We start from the raw sequence: 15,910 nt of genomic DNA, 5'->3' as shown, positions 1-15,910 counted from the left end.
TTGCAGATGGTGAGGAAGCGAAGAGCCGGCGAAAGCGGGTGGAGTTTCCAGAGCACTTCCTGGTTGATGGAGGCCCAGCGTGACTCGCCTACTGACCCAGTTTGAGATCGATCGGCAACGCCAGAACACCGAGATCAACGCGCGAAAGATGTGGGATGCCAAGTGCAGCCCCTGCGCGGACTGCAAGCTCCAATGGCATCCGTACTGCATGACATTCGATCACATCGATCGCCGTGCCGCGACGAAGAATAAGAACGCCAAGACGCTGAACTCAATCCTCTACTACAACCCCGAGATGTTTCAGAGAGTGATGAACGGCTGTTCCGTCGTCTGTCGCAACTGCCACATGATCCGCGAACTGCGCCGCGACATCAAGGACCCCAAGGTAGGCAAGCGGAACAAAGTCCAGATGCAGGAGATGCTAGAGCGATGTAGAGCAGGTGGGCTCATGGAAGACACGGCATCATGAGCGCATCCTCCGACAAGGGCGTCAGCCTCGAGAGTCACATCGCCAAGACCCTTCAGAAGAAGCTCGGTGCCCGCGTTACCCGTGACAAGCGGAGTGGTGCAGGCTCCCACCAGAAGCTCGACATCACCGACTACTTCCAAGACACACCGTTCGACATCGAGGCCAAGAACCACAAGACCGTCTCGATCAAGGAGTGGATGCGGCAGGCGAAGGCCGGCGCGAGCCCGAACCGTGTTCCTACGGTGGTCTTCGCGGCTGATGATGACGTGCTCGCCTGCGTGCCGTTCGATGCGCTGGTTGATCTTGCGGTTCAGATCCGAGACCTCACAGCCGAACTGAAAGATCTGCGGACACCGGTCGTGCTCCCTGTAGAGGAAGCGGTTGAGAAGGCCGTTGCCATCAAGCAATCATCCGGTGTCTCAACCTGCCGCAACGGTCACATCGTCTCCCCTGGCTCGAACAGGTGCCTCGACAAGAAGTGCCCGTACGCATCCACTTACAAGAAGCCCAAGGTCAAGAAGGCCTAGATCGCGGGCTGAATCTTGGAGCTATCCGGCTCCAAGTACATTCCACGATCTAGAAGGTGACAGAGATGACCAGGATCAAGGCGGTGCTCGTACGCGCCGACGAGGCGAGCAAGCCACAGCAAGTCGAGTACCAAGCTGGCAGTCTGCGTGACATCTACTCGCTGACCAACTGCAACATCGTTGAGTTCGTCGACTTCGGCAACGGAGCCTCGATGATCACTGACGAAGAGGGGAAGCTCAACGGTTCTGAGTTGAATCGGAGGGCCACACTTCTTCTCTGGCTTCTCGAGTCCCGGTGGAGGAACGCCGATGTCATCATGGGCGACGTTCTGATCATCGGTGCACCCGATGAAGAAGGAAACTCCACCAGCATCCCCGAGGAACTGCGCGCGCTGATCATGGACGTCGATAGCTACAAGGTCGAGGTCCAGACAGGGGGCGACAGCTGGGCGAGCAACAACCTGCGGTACGACGACCTGTTTAAGGCAGCTAACGCTGGCTTGGGCCTCATGGAGCGCTGGTTGCTCGTAACCGACCTGCGTGTTGTTGCTTGCTAGATCCCATCCGGTATGCCCGCCACATCCAGTGGCGGGCGTTTTCATGCTCGGGTACGCGCCTGCCTCGGCCATACTCCTGTGGTGACTAGCGAAGATGAGGCGCGGAAGCTTCTGGAGTACGCGGATCAGTACGACAAGAGTCTCGACACTTACGAGCGACTGACAGCGATTGTCGTCCAGGAACTTAAGACCGCAGTCGGTTCGACGGGGATCAAGACGCACTCAATCACTGGACGCGTCAAAGAGCGAAAGAGCTTCATCGAAAAGATCGAACGCAAAGGGTATGACGATCCCTTCACGCAGACGAAAGATCTCGTTGCTGCGCGAGTCGTCACGCTACTAAGTGCTGACCTCGGCGCGGCAGACCGTGCAATCCGTAGCTGCTTCGAGGTGATGGATCGCGATGACAAAGAGCGGAAGGCTGAGCCAGAGAACTTCAGTTACACGTCTATTCACTACGACTGCGGACTGAAGCATACCCATGTCGACGCCGAGAACTACCACCTAGTCAACATCACTTTCGAGGTACAGCTTAGGACTGTGTTGACGGATGCTTGGGCCAGCATCGAGCACTACCTCGCATACAAGGGAGCCTCCAGCATTCCCCGCGAGATCCGAAGAGACTTGAGCGCACTGAAGGGCTTGCTTCACGTAGCCGACAAGCAGTTTCAAGGGATCGACGCTCAGCTTCAGGATATCCAGGCAAAGGCTGCGGCAGCGAATCCGGGCGATCTACACCTGTTCCCGCTGAACCTAGCCACTGTCAAGGGACTACTGCGGCGTCTATTCGTCGATCGGGATGAATCTGCCGACCGCGACTACTCCGAGTTTGTTGAGCAGCTCAATAGATGCGGATACGAGAACTTGAAGCAAGTGAACGAGGCAATTGCACAGGGTCTCGCCACGGCTACGGCCAACGAAGCGATAAGCCCGCCGTTCGATCCGGCAACCATGCAGCCGTCTAGATTTACCGATGCAGGCTTGGCGAAACTGGCGGTCAGCATCACCGACGAGCGAATGAACCAGCTCCTATTGGACAGCGCCATCGACGACGTCGACTCGTTCCTCATGGATGAGTACGACGGGCACTGAAGCCGCGTAGCGCCATCTGAACCTCAGTAAGTTCGCGGACTATCTGTGCAGCACTGGCGTCGCGCAGGACGCTAGCCCATACCTGTGACAAGTCGTGCGTCCCGTCGTAGCACTCACCGTGCAAGTGGGCGAGGAAGTCCAGCGAGTACGGAGGTTCGTACTCAATGGGAGGGATCGGCTCATCCATGTCTGTTAGACGCATCCGTATCGCCGCCGGTTCCAAGTGAAAGACCCCCGTATCCACGAGCGAGTGCTCAAGCGGACACGGGGGTCGTACTGGGTTGAGGAGTGAAAATGCCCACTGCACATTGCCAACGCTCTCCCCGTTGGATGTGCAGTGGGCGTTGCCCTATGTAGTTGTGAGTAGATCTGGATCACCTCCGAGTCAGTCCTGACCAGGACGGAAATTCCTTCGACGCCCCCGCAAGCCATCGGCCTGCTTGAGGTTGTCCAGTGGGATCACCTTGTTGACCTCGGCGGCGGTTGCTGCCAGTTCGACACGCTTCCCATCCGGGTACTCCACCGTGATGTTCACCAAGTTGGAGACCGTCTTCAGCGCGTCGAGTTCCTTCGGACCCGCATCGAGCTGCTTGTCCTCATCGAGGTCAGGGTGATTCCTTACGATCACGCGGAGCGCTTCGAGCTCGTTGAGCTCATCTCCTGTGACGTCCGAGAACTTCACTGAACGTAGACCCATAATCTTCACCCCCTTAGAGGCATAGTGCTTCGCAATAGCCGGACGGCAATCACGTTGCACTTATTTACGCACAGATCCTGTTTCAAGTAAATACAAAAGTTGATACAATGGGGGTAGATGAAAAAGGATTTCGACCTAGAATGCTATATCGCCGCTTCCGTACGCAGATCAAAAGTGCCGGTCAAAGTCAAGGACTCTCACACCCTCGTCTCGGTCGCAAGACTACTTAATTCGACTATACCGTCGAACTAGAATCCTCCTCGTTTCTTGACTGACTTAACCGACCTCTTGGCAACCCAAAAGAAGGCAGCCGACAAGAGGAACGCGATAATTGTGGGTGGTATCACTGAGGGATCACCACCTATTTGTGAGATACCAGTGATGCCGGCACCGAAAAAAAGGAAGCTGAGTACGCCACACGCAATCATGACCACGACGAAGAAGATAGCCCCCAGCTGAATTGACAACGGCGGGTTATCCGATCCCTTCGGCCAGCTCGCAACCTTCGGCTGATCAGTCTCCGTCTGCGGAGCCGATGCCGACTTCCTCTCTTGAGCCTCAAACTCCGCTTTGATCTCCGCGTTCTTGTCTGCGATCCACCGCTCGCGTGAAATACGGGTCTCCGCCTTGACGCTCTCCTCCCGCGCCTTGACTTCACGAGCGCGGCGTTCCTCAGCCTCACGCTGTCGACGAGCGTTGTCTGCCTCACGTTTCTGTTGTTGCCTGCGATCCTGCTCGGCCTTTCGGGCGCGTTCTTCAGCAGCGCGCTTATCCGCTTCCTCCCGCTTCTTAGCCTGGAGGAACAGTCGTGCAGCTCGGTTAGCCGGCGTGGTCACACCAAGTGGGTCGAAGGTGAACAACTTGATCTCGCACTCATCGGCGTACTGGACGGCGTGCTGCGAGTAGCCCGTCGCGGCGAAGAAGAACAGCTCGACCTCGTGACGACTCCCCCGTGCACCGTAGAGCTGTTGCACAGCGGGACGACCAACCTGAGCACCCTGCCACTTCACCTGCGCAAGAGCCCGTTTAGAACGAACATCTATGCCGCCGTCAGATCCCGCGTTGGTCACCTTGGCATCGGTGAAGCCCATCTCACGCATCCGTAGTGCGGCATTCTTCTCAGCCGCCTCAGCGGTGGTGATGTACTCCACGTCGTCTCCTTGTGTCCCGACGAATCATAGGGTCGGGGAAGATATGCAGAACAGCAGGTCTGCCACTACGCGCTCATGGCGCGGGCGGGGCCAAGTGCTACTGCGACGAGGTACGCGAACCCAAAGTAGAAGTGACTTAGCGACGTTATGGCAGACACGCAGACGTGCTTGTAGAAGTCTGTACTGAACGAATCCTTGGCGAGCACGGTGAGCGTTTCACGCTGGTCTCCCCAGTGCAGGCTGTCGCCGTAGTTGTACGCTTTGATGATGTCGTCCGGAACCACGCCCATGAAGCTCTTCGGGGCGTCAGGGTTGGCACCCTTCGGCCGAAGGCGTTCGCACACGAGGGTGGCCGACATCTTCTGCATGAGTTGCGCCCGCGCCTTTTTCCACGACTTGAGAACGGCACGGGCCTCAGCAGCCTCTTTCTCATTGAGTCCACCCGCCGCCTTGTTCAGTGAGTTCCAGACCTTCGTGAAGCTGGCGTTCTCCATGTCGTTGTGAAGCTGGCGAAAAGTCGCAGAGAAGCCGGCAAAGGCCTCATGACTGGGGAGGACGGAACTGAACGATCTCTCCCCTCCCGAGCTATGCATAGACATCCGGCCGTCAGCACTAAGGACTGAGTAACCCGCCAAGTTCATGCAGGTGGTCACGAATCTGACCGCGGCGTCTCGCTCAGAGCCTTGAAGAGACGCAAACGGACCGGGGAAGTTGGCCGGATCATCGAGATCGAACAGGTACGTCAATCGCTCCCAGTGGTAGTCGAACCCTTTGGGGTCAGCCGCACGATCGCGGAGCGGAGCGGCGAATTTCAAAGGGACGGGACGGATCGTGTCCTCGAGTTGAATCGAGTTCACCTTGATCGAGTTGTCGGGGTAGCTGCGCTGAGTGCCCGTGATCTTGTACATCAGGCAGGACGGTCCATATTCAACTGATATGTACTTGTCGTCCCGAATCGGGATAACGGGGCCGAGCCGAGGCTCTGCGACGGCGACAGTCTTTGGCCCGCGATCCTTGCTCCGGCGCCCCGGCTTCTTCCCCACCGCTACCTCCGATTTGATCCACACACTCAACTGGCCGATACCCTATGCGGCCCGCCCGACACCTTGCCCAGACCCTGACGATTTCTGCGGAGGGTTCCGAGTCCGAGTTAGCAACTCCGACGGGATCAGCGATTCCGGCAGGTCACGTGCCGTATCGGACCAGGCGACGTATCCTGGCCTGGTTCCGTGGGGTGTTTCGGCATTGACAGACTCGTCGAGGAACAGCACACCCCGATGCGCCCGGCTCACCGCCCCCGGTCGCGCCATCCCCGACCCGCCGCCGACGAGCGCGCTGATCGAGCACGTGTGGTGCGGTGCCACGAACGGCGGCTCGGTGATCAGCGGCTGGTCGGCCGTGAGCAGTCCCGCCACCGAGTGGATCGCCGTCACCTCCAGCGACTCCTCCTCGCTCAACGCGGGCAGGATCCCCGGAAGTCGCTGCGCCAGCATCGTCTTCCCGGTCCCGGGCGGCCCCGTCAAAATCAGGTGATGCGCGCCGGCCGCGGCGACCTCCAGCGCCAGCCGGGCCTCCTCCTGCCCGGCGACGTCACTCAGATCCGGCACCACCCGTACCGGATCACGGTCGATCGCACCCGGTTTCGCGAGCACCAGCTCACCGCGCAGCCACTCGACCACCTCGCGCAGGTCACGCGCGCCGAGAACATCGACGCCGTCGACGAGTCCGGCCTCGGCAAGCGCGACATACGGCACCACCACCGTCGACCATCCGGCCTGCTTCGCGGCGAGCACCGCGGGCAGGATGCCCCGCACCGTCCGCAGCCGCCCGTCGAGCGCCAACTCCCCCAGCAGGACGCTCTTCTCGAGATCCCCGACCGGCACCACCCCGGCCGCCGCCAGCACCGCACACGCCAGCGCCAGATCGTAGGCACTGCCACCCTTCGGCAGCGTCGCCGGCGACAACGCCAGGATGATCCGCGAATCCGGCCACTTCTCACCGGAATTGGTCACTGCGGCCCGCACCCGGTCCCGCGACTCCTGCAACGCGGTGTCCGGCAACCCGACCAGATGCGTCCCCGGCAGACCCCGACCGAGATCGGCCTCGATCTCGACCAGCTCCCCCTCGACACCCCGCACCGCGACCGAGTGCGCCCGCCCCAGCGCCATCAGAACACCGCCTCGAGATGGGTCAGCTCCGGCGCGCATCCCGGCGTCGCCAGCACCGAGATCACGTCGAACCGCACCCGCGCCCACCCCCGGGCCTGCTCCCGCAGCCACAGCCCCGCCAACCGCCGAATCCGCGCCTGCTTCGAATACGTCACCGCCTCCGCCGGCGTCCCGAAACCGCGCCCGGTGCGGGTCTTGACCTCCACGAACACCACCGCACCGCCTTCCTCGGCGATCACGTCCAGTTCGCCGTACCGGCACCGCCAGTTGCGGTCCAGCACCACCATCCCCCGCCCGACCAGATGCTCGACCGCCAGCTCCTCGCCGAACGCCCCCAACTCCACATTGCGTGCCATGCCACGACCCTGCACCCCACCACCACCCGAAGTGCCTGAGCCACCAGCGGGTTTCGGCGGGCCTGTGGATGGAATCAGGGGCTGTGGACAAGGACCACGCCGTGCCGAATCGGTCAGGTCCTCCGGACCGCGACCCGCGTCGGGATCGCGATGGCGAGCGCTCCCAGCAACACCGTCGCGGCGATGATCCCGCCGTACACGGCCGGGGAGATCGCCGGGATCGGCTGCCCGGAGATCCCGATGCTCACGCCCACCAGCGGCGGCAGCGCGATGAGGGTGCCGACCACCGCGGCGATCACGACGACGATCACCGACTCGGCCCGCATCATCGCCCGCACCTGCCGCCGACTCGACCCGACCAGCCGAAGCAGTGTGAACTCGCGTCCTCGCTCCACGGTCGACATCACCAGCGTGTTCACGACGGCCACGGCGAGGTAGCAGAGCAGGACGGCGAGTCCGATCAGGCTGGTCCACGACTGCGCATCCCGTTCCTGCTCGCCTGCGGCGCCGAGTGCTGCGCGGTCGACTGCCACGAACCCGGCCGCGGTCAGCGCCTGCCCGACCTCGGCCTGCCTGCCGGGTTCGGTGCGGACGAGGATCGAGTCGTTGAGCCCGCTGGTGGTGTGCGCCCGGACGATGGTGCCGGCCATCGTGACGTCACCGAATCCGAGCCCCCGGCCATAGGTGGCGACCACCGTCGCGGCGACCGGGGTGCCGTCGCCGAAGTGCAGGTCGACGGTCTCCCCGATGCGGGCTCCGATCGTCTGCGCGGCATCGGTGCTCAGCGCCACGGCGTCCGGGGCGGCGAGCCCGTCGAGGCTGCCGTCGACCACCTTCAAGTCCATGGTGTCCGCTGTCGCGGCGGGGTCGACGCCCTGCAGCGCGTACCGCTCCGTGACCGACTCCTCCCCCACCCCGTGCGGGATCAACACCTGGCTTCGGGTGATCGGGTTCGCGGCCGACACTCCCGGCAGCGCGGCGACCGCGGCGCCGACGCCGGGTGAGAGGCCGGAACCGGGGGCGGTGACGAGGAAGTCGGCGGTGACGCCGTCCCTCGCCTGATGGTTCGCCTCCGCCGCGACGGTCGTCTGGGCGAACACCTGCACGCACCCGAGCCCGATCGCGAGCGCCAGCGGGGTGATCGCGGACGCGAGCCGACGGGCATTGCTGCCGGTGTTCGCGGCGGCGAGGAACAGTGCGGGCCGGCCCGACCGGCGCAGCGGTCCCCCGACGAGCGACACCGCCCCCGCGACAAGTCGTGGCCCCAGCAGTCCGACCGCGATCATCAGCAGCACAGCCGAACTCGCGGCGCCGGCGACGGCCGCCGGGCCGTGCACGACCACCGGCGTCATCGACGTGGCGAGGCCGAGTGCCGCGAGGACGAGCCCGGTGATCACCCGACCACGGCCGAGCGCGGCCGGGGTGGCCGACGCCTCCCGCAGCGCGTCCACAGGGTCGATCCGTGCGGGTCGGCGGGCGGCGACGGCCGCGGCGACCCGCGCGGTCAGCACGCTCAGGACGACGGCCGCGACGGCGGGAAGCGGGCCGTACGCCAGGTCGAAGTCGGCGGGCAGCATCCCGACGGCGGCGAACCGGAACCGCAGGAGCCCGGCGAGCAGATACCCGGGCACCGTGCCCAGAGCGGCCGCGACGGCGCCGACCAGCAGCACCTCGTGGCCGACGAGCCGGTGGATCTGCCGGGAGGTGGCGCCGACCGCGCGCAGCAGCGCGAAGTCGCGCCTGCGCCCGGCGATGGTCAGCGACAGGGTGGTGGCCACGACGAACATCGCGATCAGCACCACGGTGCCCGCGAAGGACGTTCCGATCATGACGAGTTCGCTTCGCGCGGCTCCGGAGTCGAGGAACTCGACGTCGCCTCGGGCGGCGCCGGTGCGGACCTCGAGTTCGGGCGCGGCCCGGTGAATCTCGTCCACCAGGACCCGAAGGGACGTGCCGTCGGCCGCATCGATCGCGATCGCGTCCACGGTGTCCGGGTGCGGTGACAATTCCGCGGCACGCGAGTCGGTGACGAAGACGTGCGCCGCCCGGTCCGGGGTGTCGCCGTCCCGCACGGAGGCGACGCCGACGACGATGTATTCCGCTCCGATGCCGCCGTGTGCCAGCGGAATCCGGTCACCGAGCCGGGCGGGCTGCCGGTCGTCGACGACCACCTCGCCCGCGCTCCCGGGGGCCCGGCCCTGCCGGATCTCGTACGGGGTGATCGCCGCCGCGGACCAGCCGTGCGCCTGCACCGGCCGCCCCGCCCAGGACAGCGGGACGGTCGTGTCGGCCACCGCCCGGCCGACGCCGGGCAGCGCCGCGAGTTCCCCGACCACACCGGCGGGCAACGTCGCCCGCTCGGGCAGCGCCTGATCGATGTCCGCCGGGACGGCCAGGCGCTGTGACACGCCGACGATGACGTCCGCACCGGCGTAGCGCTGCGGCGCCACCCCGCCGCGGATGCCCGACTCGATCAGCACCCCGAGTCCGGTGACGAGCATCGCGGCGCACAGGACCGCGACGAACATGCCGACGAAGCCGCCGCGGTGTTCGCGAACACCGGCCCTCGCGAGTGCCCTCATCGTCACCACTCCCCGAGGTGGGTCATGTGGTCGGCGACCTGCTGCGGCGTCGGCCGGTCCAGGTGACCGACGAAGACGCCGTCCGCGAGGAACACCACCCGGTCTGCGTGCGCGGCGGCAACGGGATCGTGGGTGACCATGACAACGGTCTGGTCGAGGTCCGTGGCGGTCCGCCGCAGCAGGTCGAGCACCTGGCGGCCGGTCCGCGAATCGAGTGCTCCGGTCGGCTCGTCCGCGAACACCGCGTCGGGACGTGTGACGAGGGCGCGGGCGATGGCCACCCGCTGCTGCTGACCACCGGACATCTCCGCGGGCCTGCGCCCACGGAGCTCGGCCAGTCCGACAGCGTCCACCACGAAGTCCAGCCAGGCCGGATCGACGGACCGGCCCGCCAGCAACAACGGCAGGGTGATGTTCTGCTCTACCGTCAGCGCGGGCAGCAGGTTGTAGGCCTGGAACACGAAGCCCACGTGGTCGCGGCGGAACCTGGTGAGCGCCTTCGGCTTCAACCGCGAGATGTCGGTGCCACCGAGCCACACCGATCCGCTCGTCGGGCGGTCGAGGCCGGCCGCGCAGTGCAGGAAGGTGCTCTTCCCGGATCCGGACGGCCCCATCACCGCGGTGAACGAGCCCCGCGCGAGATGCAGGTCCACTCCGCGCAAGGCGGTGACGCCCGCCGCGCCGGAGCCGTACGTCTTGGTCACCGAGTCGAGCCGGAGAGCGGTCCCGGACGGGACCCGGACCGGGGTCACTGCTGATGTCTGCATGACTCCCAACGCTATTGACGCTGCTGCATCCTGCCGATCCACCGTGGTACCCGATCAATGGTGTAGCTGGCTGTACCGTCCGGCCCGGCCCGGTGCGGCATGCTGGGGTCCATGTCGATGACCGGGATCCTGCGCAGGTGGTGGCGGGCGACCCGTTTCCTGGTCATCGAGGGGCTGGCCGGATTCGTGTCCCTGGCGCTGCTCCCCGTCGGCGTGCTGCTCGTCGTGTTCACCGTGATCGGTCCCGGCTGGCTGGCGGCACCGCACGCGGTGCGACTGCTGCGGTGGTGGGCAGGGTTGGCCCGGCTTCGTATCGGTCGGTTCGTCGGCGAGACGGTGCCGCAGCGGTATCCCCCGATCCCGGGCGAGCCCACGTTCGCCGACGCACGACGGTTGCTGACGGCACCGTCCACGCGGCGGGACGCGTGGTGGGTGGTCCTGCACGGCGTCCTCGCGCCGATTGCCGGTGCGCTGGCCGTTGGTCTCCCCCTCGGCGTCCTGAACTCGCTGCTCGTCCCGGCCTACTGGTCGACGATGCCGCCCGAGGAGCCGGTGACCAACCCGTTCCCGGTGACGTCCTGGTGGACCGCGGCGGCGATGCCCGTGGTCGCGGCGCTCTACGCGGGGCTGGCCCTGTGGCTGGTCCCGGCGATGGCTCGCGGCCTGTCCGCGCTCACCCGCAGGCTCCTGGCGCCGGCACGCGAATCGGAGTTGGCGGCGCGGGTGAGCGAGCTGACCGAGAGCCGGGCGGCCGCGCTGGACGCGCATGCCGCCGAACTGCGGCGCATCGAACGGGATCTGCACGACGGCGCCCAGAATCGACTCGTCGGTGTGGTGATGATGCTCGGTCTCGCCGAACGCTCCCTGACCACGAATCCGGCGCAGGCACTGCCGCAGCTGGCGCGGGCGCAGGAGGCCGCCGCCGATGCGCTCGCGAGCCTGCGGACCGTGGTGCACGACATCTACCCCCCGATCCTCGACGAACTGGGCCTCGACGGCGCCCTGTCGGCGCTGGCCGGGCGCTGCGCGGTGCCGTGCGTGCTCGACGTGGACGAGCTCGCGCGGGTACCTGCCGCCGTCGAGTCCGCGGCATACTTCGTGGTCGCGGAGGCCCTGACCAATGTGGTCAAGCACAGCGGCGCGGCCCGGGTCGCGGTGACCGTGCGGACCGAAGCGGCGGAGGCAGGACACGTCCTCACGATCGGGGTCGTCGACGACGGCGGCGGCGACGCGCGAGAACGGGACGGCGGTGGCCTCGCCGGGATCCGTCGCCGGACACGGGCATTCGAGGGAAGAGTGGAACTGGACAGCCCGGTCGGTGGACCGACGACATTGAGAGTGGAGTTGCCGTGCGCATAGCGATCGCCGAGGACGATGCCCTGCTGCGGGAGGGCCTGGCCCTGCTGCTGCGCAGCGAGGGGTTCGATGTCGTTGCCGCGGTGGACAATCCCGACTCGTTCCTCGAGACCCTCGACTCGGTGGACGCGGCGGTGCTCGACGTCCGAATGCCGCCGACGTTCACCAACGAAGGACTGCAGGCGGCGGCCGAGGCGCGGCGGCGCCGGCCGGGATTCCCGGTTCTGGTGCTCTCGGCGTACGTGGAGGACCGGTACGCGAGCGGGCTCCTCGCGGACGGCGCGAGCGGTCTCGGCTATCTCCTCAAGGAACGCGTCGGCCGGGTGGCCGAGTTCACCGACGCTCTGCGCCGCGTCGCCGAGGGCGGGACGGTGATGGACCCCGAGGTGATCTCGCAGCTTATGAGCCGGCGCCGCGCCGACGACCCGATCCGGTCCCTCACCCCACGCGAGTCCGAGGTCCTGGGTCTGATGGCCGAGGGCCTGGACAACACGTCGATCGCCGCGCGACTGGTGGTCAGTGACACCGCGGTGAGCAAACACATCGGCAACATCTTCGCCAAGCTGGGACTGTCGGCGTCGGATGCGGGTCACCGGCGGGTCCTCGCGGTGCTCGCCTACCTCCGCGCCTGACGACCGAGACGCAACAGCGATCTCTTGTCGGACCCCGTCGCTACCTTCGCGGGAAGCGTCCGAAGAAACCGGACGGGACCTCGAGGAGCTTCGTGAGCGACAGGACGACCGCCGACGCCCGGGACGACGAGTCCGCCTTCGCGCCACCCGCCTCGTGGATTCCCGTGAAGTATCCGCGGCGGGGCGGCTTCGCGGCCGACGTCGCCCCCGTCGACCCCGACGCGGGCACGGTCCTCGACCACGAGATCGAGTCCAACGAACAGCATCTGCAATGGGCCGCCTGGGATCTGGTGAAAGATCCCAATCCCAACGCGCTCGCCGCCGCCGCGCGCCGCTACCAGGCCGGCGAGTACTCGCCGGTCGGTGCGGCCGCACTGATGGTCCTGCTCACGCGATTCACGACGCCCGAGACGGGCGCACTCGTCGTGGACGGGTGGGCGGCGAGGCACGGAGTGCCGTTCGCGGTCGAGGCACTGCTGGAGGCATCCGACATGCGGCAGGTCAGCACCCGGGTGCCGGTGCCGGAGAACGCCGACTTCGTCTTCGTGACCTTCGTGGTGGGGGGCATCGGATCGAATCGCGAGTCGTCGGCGGAAGTCGGCCCGCCGAGCCACGTGATGCGCGACGTGCTCACGCAGACCGGCGACCTGAACGAGCAGGTGCGCCACACCGTCCGCGAACACATGCTCGACCGCATGCGCGCACTACTGGCCGCCGCGTCGGACGACGACTACGCCGCGGCGCGCGACGCGGCATCGGGGCTGCGCACGAACACGATCCGGTGCCTCACCGCGACGTACCTCTTCCCGACCGAACGGGACTGGTCGAACGAGCTGATCATGGGGATGGACGAGGTCCCGTACCACTGGCGCACCCATCTCGTGGTGTCGTCGAACACGACCGCCGAACTCGGGCGGGTGATCGGCCGGAACGGGCGCCACGCGTGGCTCGACGACGAAGCGGTTCTGGCGGGCGTGGTCGACGGTGTCGGCGCCGACGTCGCGACGGCACTGACCACCGCCTTCGACACGGAATTCCCCTACCGCAGCGTTCGGGACGACGAGATCCGGCTGCGCATCCTGCACGCACTGTCGTCGATCCCCACCGAGGACGCGTTCGCCGCACTGGTCGACCGGGCGCAGCTGAAGAACGCACTTCCCGCGGTGCTGCACGCGATGGAACACTACCCGCGCCGTGCCTTCGGGATCCTGGCCCGATCCGGTTCGGGGTTGTTCGACCGCCACGTCCGGGAACAACCTGCCCTGGCCGCCGAGCTGGCGGACACCCTCCCCACGTGGGCCCGGCGCCGGGTCGAGGACCTGACGACGACGGTGCCCGAGGCAACCGATCTTCCCGCGATCCTGGTCAGCCCGCCGTGGTCGAAGAGGCGAAAGCCGACCCCGCCGACCGTACTGGACGGGCTCGTCGCCCCCGCTGTTCGCCGAATCGATTGGCTACCGGGCGAACTCGAAGAGCTGCGGAATACTCCGCACGACTACTGGTACACCACGTGGGAGCAGTACCGGCAGTACGTCCGCGAGACGACCGCGCAGGGTGTGAACGAGTGGGACGCCTGGTTGATCTTCCTGATCGCCCCGGACGAGATTGCCCGACCGCTGCTCACGGACTGGGCGGGAACGTCGCTCAAGGACCCGCTTCGCGTCGTGGCCCGCTACGAACTCGACGCCCTACCGCTGATGCTGCAGTTCGCCCGCGCGCATCCCGGCGCCGCGGCCCCGTACCTGATGCCGTACGTCGATATCGACGTTGCGCGGCTGCATGCGACGATGTTCGCCACCCGCAAGAATCTCCGCAGACCGGCACTGTCGTGGCTCGTGCGACACGCCGCGGACGCGGTGACGTTGCTGGTTCCGGATGCGGTGGGACCGGTAGGGACGCAACGCGATCACGCCACGGCCGCCCTGCGAGCGCTGGCCCGCGCCACCGCCCGGGAGACGGTGGTCGACGGCGCCGAGCGGTACGGAACCGACGCCGCGAAGATCGTGGGAGACCTGGTCGATCTCGACCCGCTCGAGGCGCTACCCAAGAGAATCCCCAAGATTCCCGCGTGGGCGGACATCGAGTCGCTGCCGCCGATTCTGACGACCGATCGATCCGCGGCGCTCCCCACCTCCGCCGTGTCGACCCTGCTGACGATGTGCGCGATCGGGACCGCGGACGCCCCGTACGCCGGACTCGACGTCGTCGCCGCGTTCTGTGATCGCACATCGCTGGCCGCGGCCGCATGGGAACTGTTCGAACGCTGGTGGGGAGCCGGCGCCCCGGCGAAGGACAACTGGGTGATCCTCGCCCTTGGCTGGCTGGGCGACGATTCGACCGTCGCCAGGCTGGCACCACTCATCCGGCGGTGGCCGGGCGAGAACGGCACCGCCCGAGCTCAACTCGGGCTCGATGCGCTCGCCGCACGCGGGTCGGCGCGGGCGTTGACCGAACTCGATCGCATCTCGCGGAAGATGAAGTTCAAGTCGTTGAAGAACGGCGCCCGGCAACGCGTCGCGGACGTGGCCCAGGATCTCGGACTCGACCCCGAGCAACTGGCGGACCGCACCGTGCCCGATCTCGATCTCACGCCCGAGGGAACGATGACGTTCGACTTCGGATCGCGCACGTTCGCCGTGGGTTTCACCGAGGCACTGGTGCCGTTCGTCCTCGACGAGGCCGGCACGAAGACGGCCGGACTCCCCAAGGCGAGCGCCGGGGACGACCCGGCATTGGCCGAGGAAGCGAAGAAGCGGTTCTCGGAACTGAAACGTGAGGCGAAAACTGTCGCCGCGGAGCAGATCAAGCGGTTCAACCGGTCGATGGTCACCGGGCGCCGCTGGAGCGGAGACGAATTCACCGACTTCGTTCTCGGTCATCCCGTGCTCGTGCACATGGCACGCCGCCTGCTGTGGGCCTCGTTCGACGAGAACTCCCGTCCCGTGGTCGTGTTCCGGGTCGCGGAGGACAACACGCTCGCCGACGTCGAGGACCGCGCGGTCGCCCTGCCGGACGGCCCGATCGGGCTCGTGCACCCCGCCCACATACCCGACACCGTGGGCGCCTGGTCCGACGTCTTCGCCGCTCACGACATTGCGCAACCGTTTCCCCAACTCGGCCGTACCGTCCACCACCCCCTGCCCGGTGACACCGACGGGAGCGGACTGTCGCGATTCACCGGGGTGACCGCGACACCGAGTCAGGCCCTGCGGCTGACGTATCGCGGATGGGAACCCGTGTGGGAGAACCCCGCGTCCTGGGGTCAGGGGCTGCTGTATCGGCTCAGCGACGAGGTGTCGGTGTTGCTCGGACTGGAACCGGGGATGGGAACGGGCAGCCCGTACGACGGGTATCCCGACCAGAAGCTCGTCTCGGTGAACCTTCGCGGAGGGACCCTGGACGACGTCGACAGGGCGACCGTCTCGGAGCTCATCGCGGATCTGGCGGGTTTCGCGTCCTGACGCACCGTGTCCGACCTCACGCCGGCGCACCGGTGCCGCACCGCGAGGTTCGCGGGAGGGCACCGCTGTCGCACCCTCCGGCTACTCTCGACCGG

The 15,910-nt window shown here is 66.3% G+C and carries 13 protein-coding genes and 1 pseudogene; 7 read left to right on the top strand and 7 right to left on the bottom strand.

All coding sequences use genetic code 11. The features are described from left to right. Positions 1–79 precede the first annotated feature (79 nt). The 4 genes from ACWEPG_RS12465 to ACWEPG_RS12450 all read left to right on the top strand — a co-directional run bounded on the left by ACWEPG_RS12465 (position 80) and on the right by ACWEPG_RS12450 (position 2,645). Positions 80–469 (top strand): hypothetical protein, encoded by a 390-nt coding sequence (locus ACWEPG_RS12465; RefSeq protein ID WP_452594453.1) that lies wholly within the window; start codon positions 80–82, stop codon positions 467–469. After that, positions 466–996 carry a putative PDDEXK endonuclease gene (locus ACWEPG_RS12460; RefSeq protein WP_452594452.1) on the top strand — a complete coding sequence of 177 codons (531 nt, stop codon included), beginning with the start codon at positions 466–468 and terminating at the stop codon, positions 994–996. Before ACWEPG_RS12465 ends, ACWEPG_RS12460 begins: the two co-directional genes overlap by 4 nt. Before the next feature lie 65 nt (positions 997–1,061). Then, complete coding sequence (locus tag ACWEPG_RS12455) at positions 1,062–1,553, top strand: DUF3846 domain-containing protein (RefSeq protein WP_452594451.1); 492 nt, start codon at positions 1,062–1,064, stop codon at positions 1,551–1,553. Positions 1,554–1,634: 81 nt separating this feature from the next. After that, positions 1,635–2,645, top strand: coding sequence for a GTP pyrophosphokinase (locus ACWEPG_RS12450; RefSeq protein ID WP_452594450.1), 1,011 nt, complete (start codon positions 1,635–1,637; stop codon positions 2,643–2,645). Positions 2,646–3,030: 385 nt separating this feature from the next. On the opposite strand, the gene ACWEPG_RS12445 is transcribed toward ACWEPG_RS12450, so the two are convergent. The 7 genes and pseudogenes from ACWEPG_RS12445 to ACWEPG_RS12415 all read right to left on the bottom strand — a co-directional run bounded on the left by ACWEPG_RS12445 (position 3,031) and on the right by ACWEPG_RS12415 (position 10,366). Continuing rightward, the gene (locus ACWEPG_RS12445) at positions 3,031–3,327 is read right to left on the bottom strand and encodes a hypothetical protein (RefSeq protein ID WP_452594449.1); all 297 of its coding nucleotides are present in this window, start codon (positions 3,325–3,327) and stop codon (positions 3,031–3,033) included. A gap of 263 nt (positions 3,328–3,590) precedes the next feature. Next, entirely contained in the window at positions 3,591–4,493 is a 903-nt protein-coding gene (locus tag ACWEPG_RS12440) for a restriction endonuclease (RefSeq protein WP_452594448.1), read from the bottom strand. Between the two features lie 65 nt (positions 4,494–4,558). Next, positions 4,559–5,401 (bottom strand): hypothetical protein, encoded by an 843-nt coding sequence (locus ACWEPG_RS12435; protein ID WP_452594447.1) that lies wholly within the window; start codon positions 5,399–5,401, stop codon positions 4,559–4,561. Positions 5,402–5,746: 345 nt separating this feature from the next. Further along, positions 5,747–6,661, bottom strand: a pseudogene (locus ACWEPG_RS12430) (YifB family Mg chelatase-like AAA ATPase); the annotation flags it as partial. Continuing rightward, positions 6,661–7,017, bottom strand: a complete 357-nt coding sequence (locus tag ACWEPG_RS12425; RefSeq protein WP_450116226.1) for a YraN family protein — start codon at positions 7,015–7,017, stop codon at positions 6,661–6,663. The pseudogene ACWEPG_RS12430 and the gene ACWEPG_RS12425, both read right to left, overlap by 1 nt. Before the next feature lie 113 nt (positions 7,018–7,130). Continuing rightward, positions 7,131–9,599: an FtsX-like permease family protein gene (locus tag ACWEPG_RS12420; RefSeq protein ID WP_450116227.1), complete on the bottom strand. Its 2,469-nt coding sequence runs from the start codon at positions 9,597–9,599 to the stop codon at positions 7,131–7,133. Positions 9,600–9,601: 2 nt separating this feature from the next. Beyond that, positions 9,602–10,366 (bottom strand): ABC transporter ATP-binding protein, encoded by a 765-nt coding sequence (locus ACWEPG_RS12415; RefSeq protein ID WP_450116228.1) that lies wholly within the window; start codon positions 10,364–10,366, stop codon positions 9,602–9,604. Positions 10,367–10,477: 111 nt separating this feature from the next. Here ACWEPG_RS12415 and ACWEPG_RS12410 point away from each other — a divergent pair, with 111 nt between their 5' ends. The 3 genes from ACWEPG_RS12410 to ACWEPG_RS12400 all read left to right on the top strand — a co-directional run bounded on the left by ACWEPG_RS12410 (position 10,478) and on the right by ACWEPG_RS12400 (position 15,815). Beyond that, positions 10,478–11,725 carry a sensor histidine kinase gene (locus tag ACWEPG_RS12410; RefSeq protein WP_450116229.1) on the top strand — a complete coding sequence of 416 codons (1,248 nt, stop codon included), beginning with the start codon at positions 10,478–10,480 and terminating at the stop codon, positions 11,723–11,725. Further along, positions 11,716–12,354, top strand: coding sequence for a response regulator (locus tag ACWEPG_RS12405; protein ID WP_450116230.1), 639 nt, complete (start codon positions 11,716–11,718; stop codon positions 12,352–12,354). Before ACWEPG_RS12410 ends, ACWEPG_RS12405 begins: the two co-directional genes overlap by 10 nt. A 92-nt stretch (positions 12,355–12,446) precedes the next feature. Continuing rightward, the gene (locus ACWEPG_RS12400) at positions 12,447–15,815 is read left to right on the top strand and encodes a DUF4132 domain-containing protein (protein WP_450116231.1); all 3,369 of its coding nucleotides are present in this window, start codon (positions 12,447–12,449) and stop codon (positions 15,813–15,815) included. The last annotated feature ends 95 nt before the right edge of the window (positions 15,816–15,910 follow it).

It is taken from the genome of Rhodococcus sp. NPDC004095 (assembly GCF_053604015.1).
The sequence above is the reverse complement of the archived record's forward strand: the minus strand, read 5'-3'. Positions and strand labels throughout refer to the sequence as shown.

Coding starts and splice junctions, on each gene's coding strand:
- ACWEPG_RS12460 (WP_452594452.1), top strand. CDS start 466: ATGAGCGCATCCTCCGACAAGGGCGTCAGCCTCGAGAGTCACATCGCC.
- ACWEPG_RS12455 (WP_452594451.1), top strand. CDS start 1,062: ATGACCAGGATCAAGGCGGTGCTCGTACGCGCCGACGAGGCGAGCAAG.
- ACWEPG_RS12435 (WP_452594447.1), bottom strand. CDS start 5,401: ATGTACAAGATCACGGGCACTCAGCGCAGCTACCCCGACAACTCGATC.
- ACWEPG_RS12425 (WP_450116226.1), bottom strand. CDS start 7,017: ATGGCACGCAATGTGGAGTTGGGGGCGTTCGGCGAGGAGCTGGCGGTC.
- ACWEPG_RS12420 (WP_450116227.1), bottom strand. CDS start 9,599: ATGAGGGCACTCGCGAGGGCCGGTGTTCGCGAACACCGCGGCGGCTTC.
- ACWEPG_RS12415 (WP_450116228.1), bottom strand. CDS start 10,366: ATGCAGACATCAGCAGTGACCCCGGTCCGGGTCCCGTCCGGGACCGCT.
- ACWEPG_RS12410 (WP_450116229.1), top strand. CDS start 10,478: ATGTCGATGACCGGGATCCTGCGCAGGTGGTGGCGGGCGACCCGTTTC.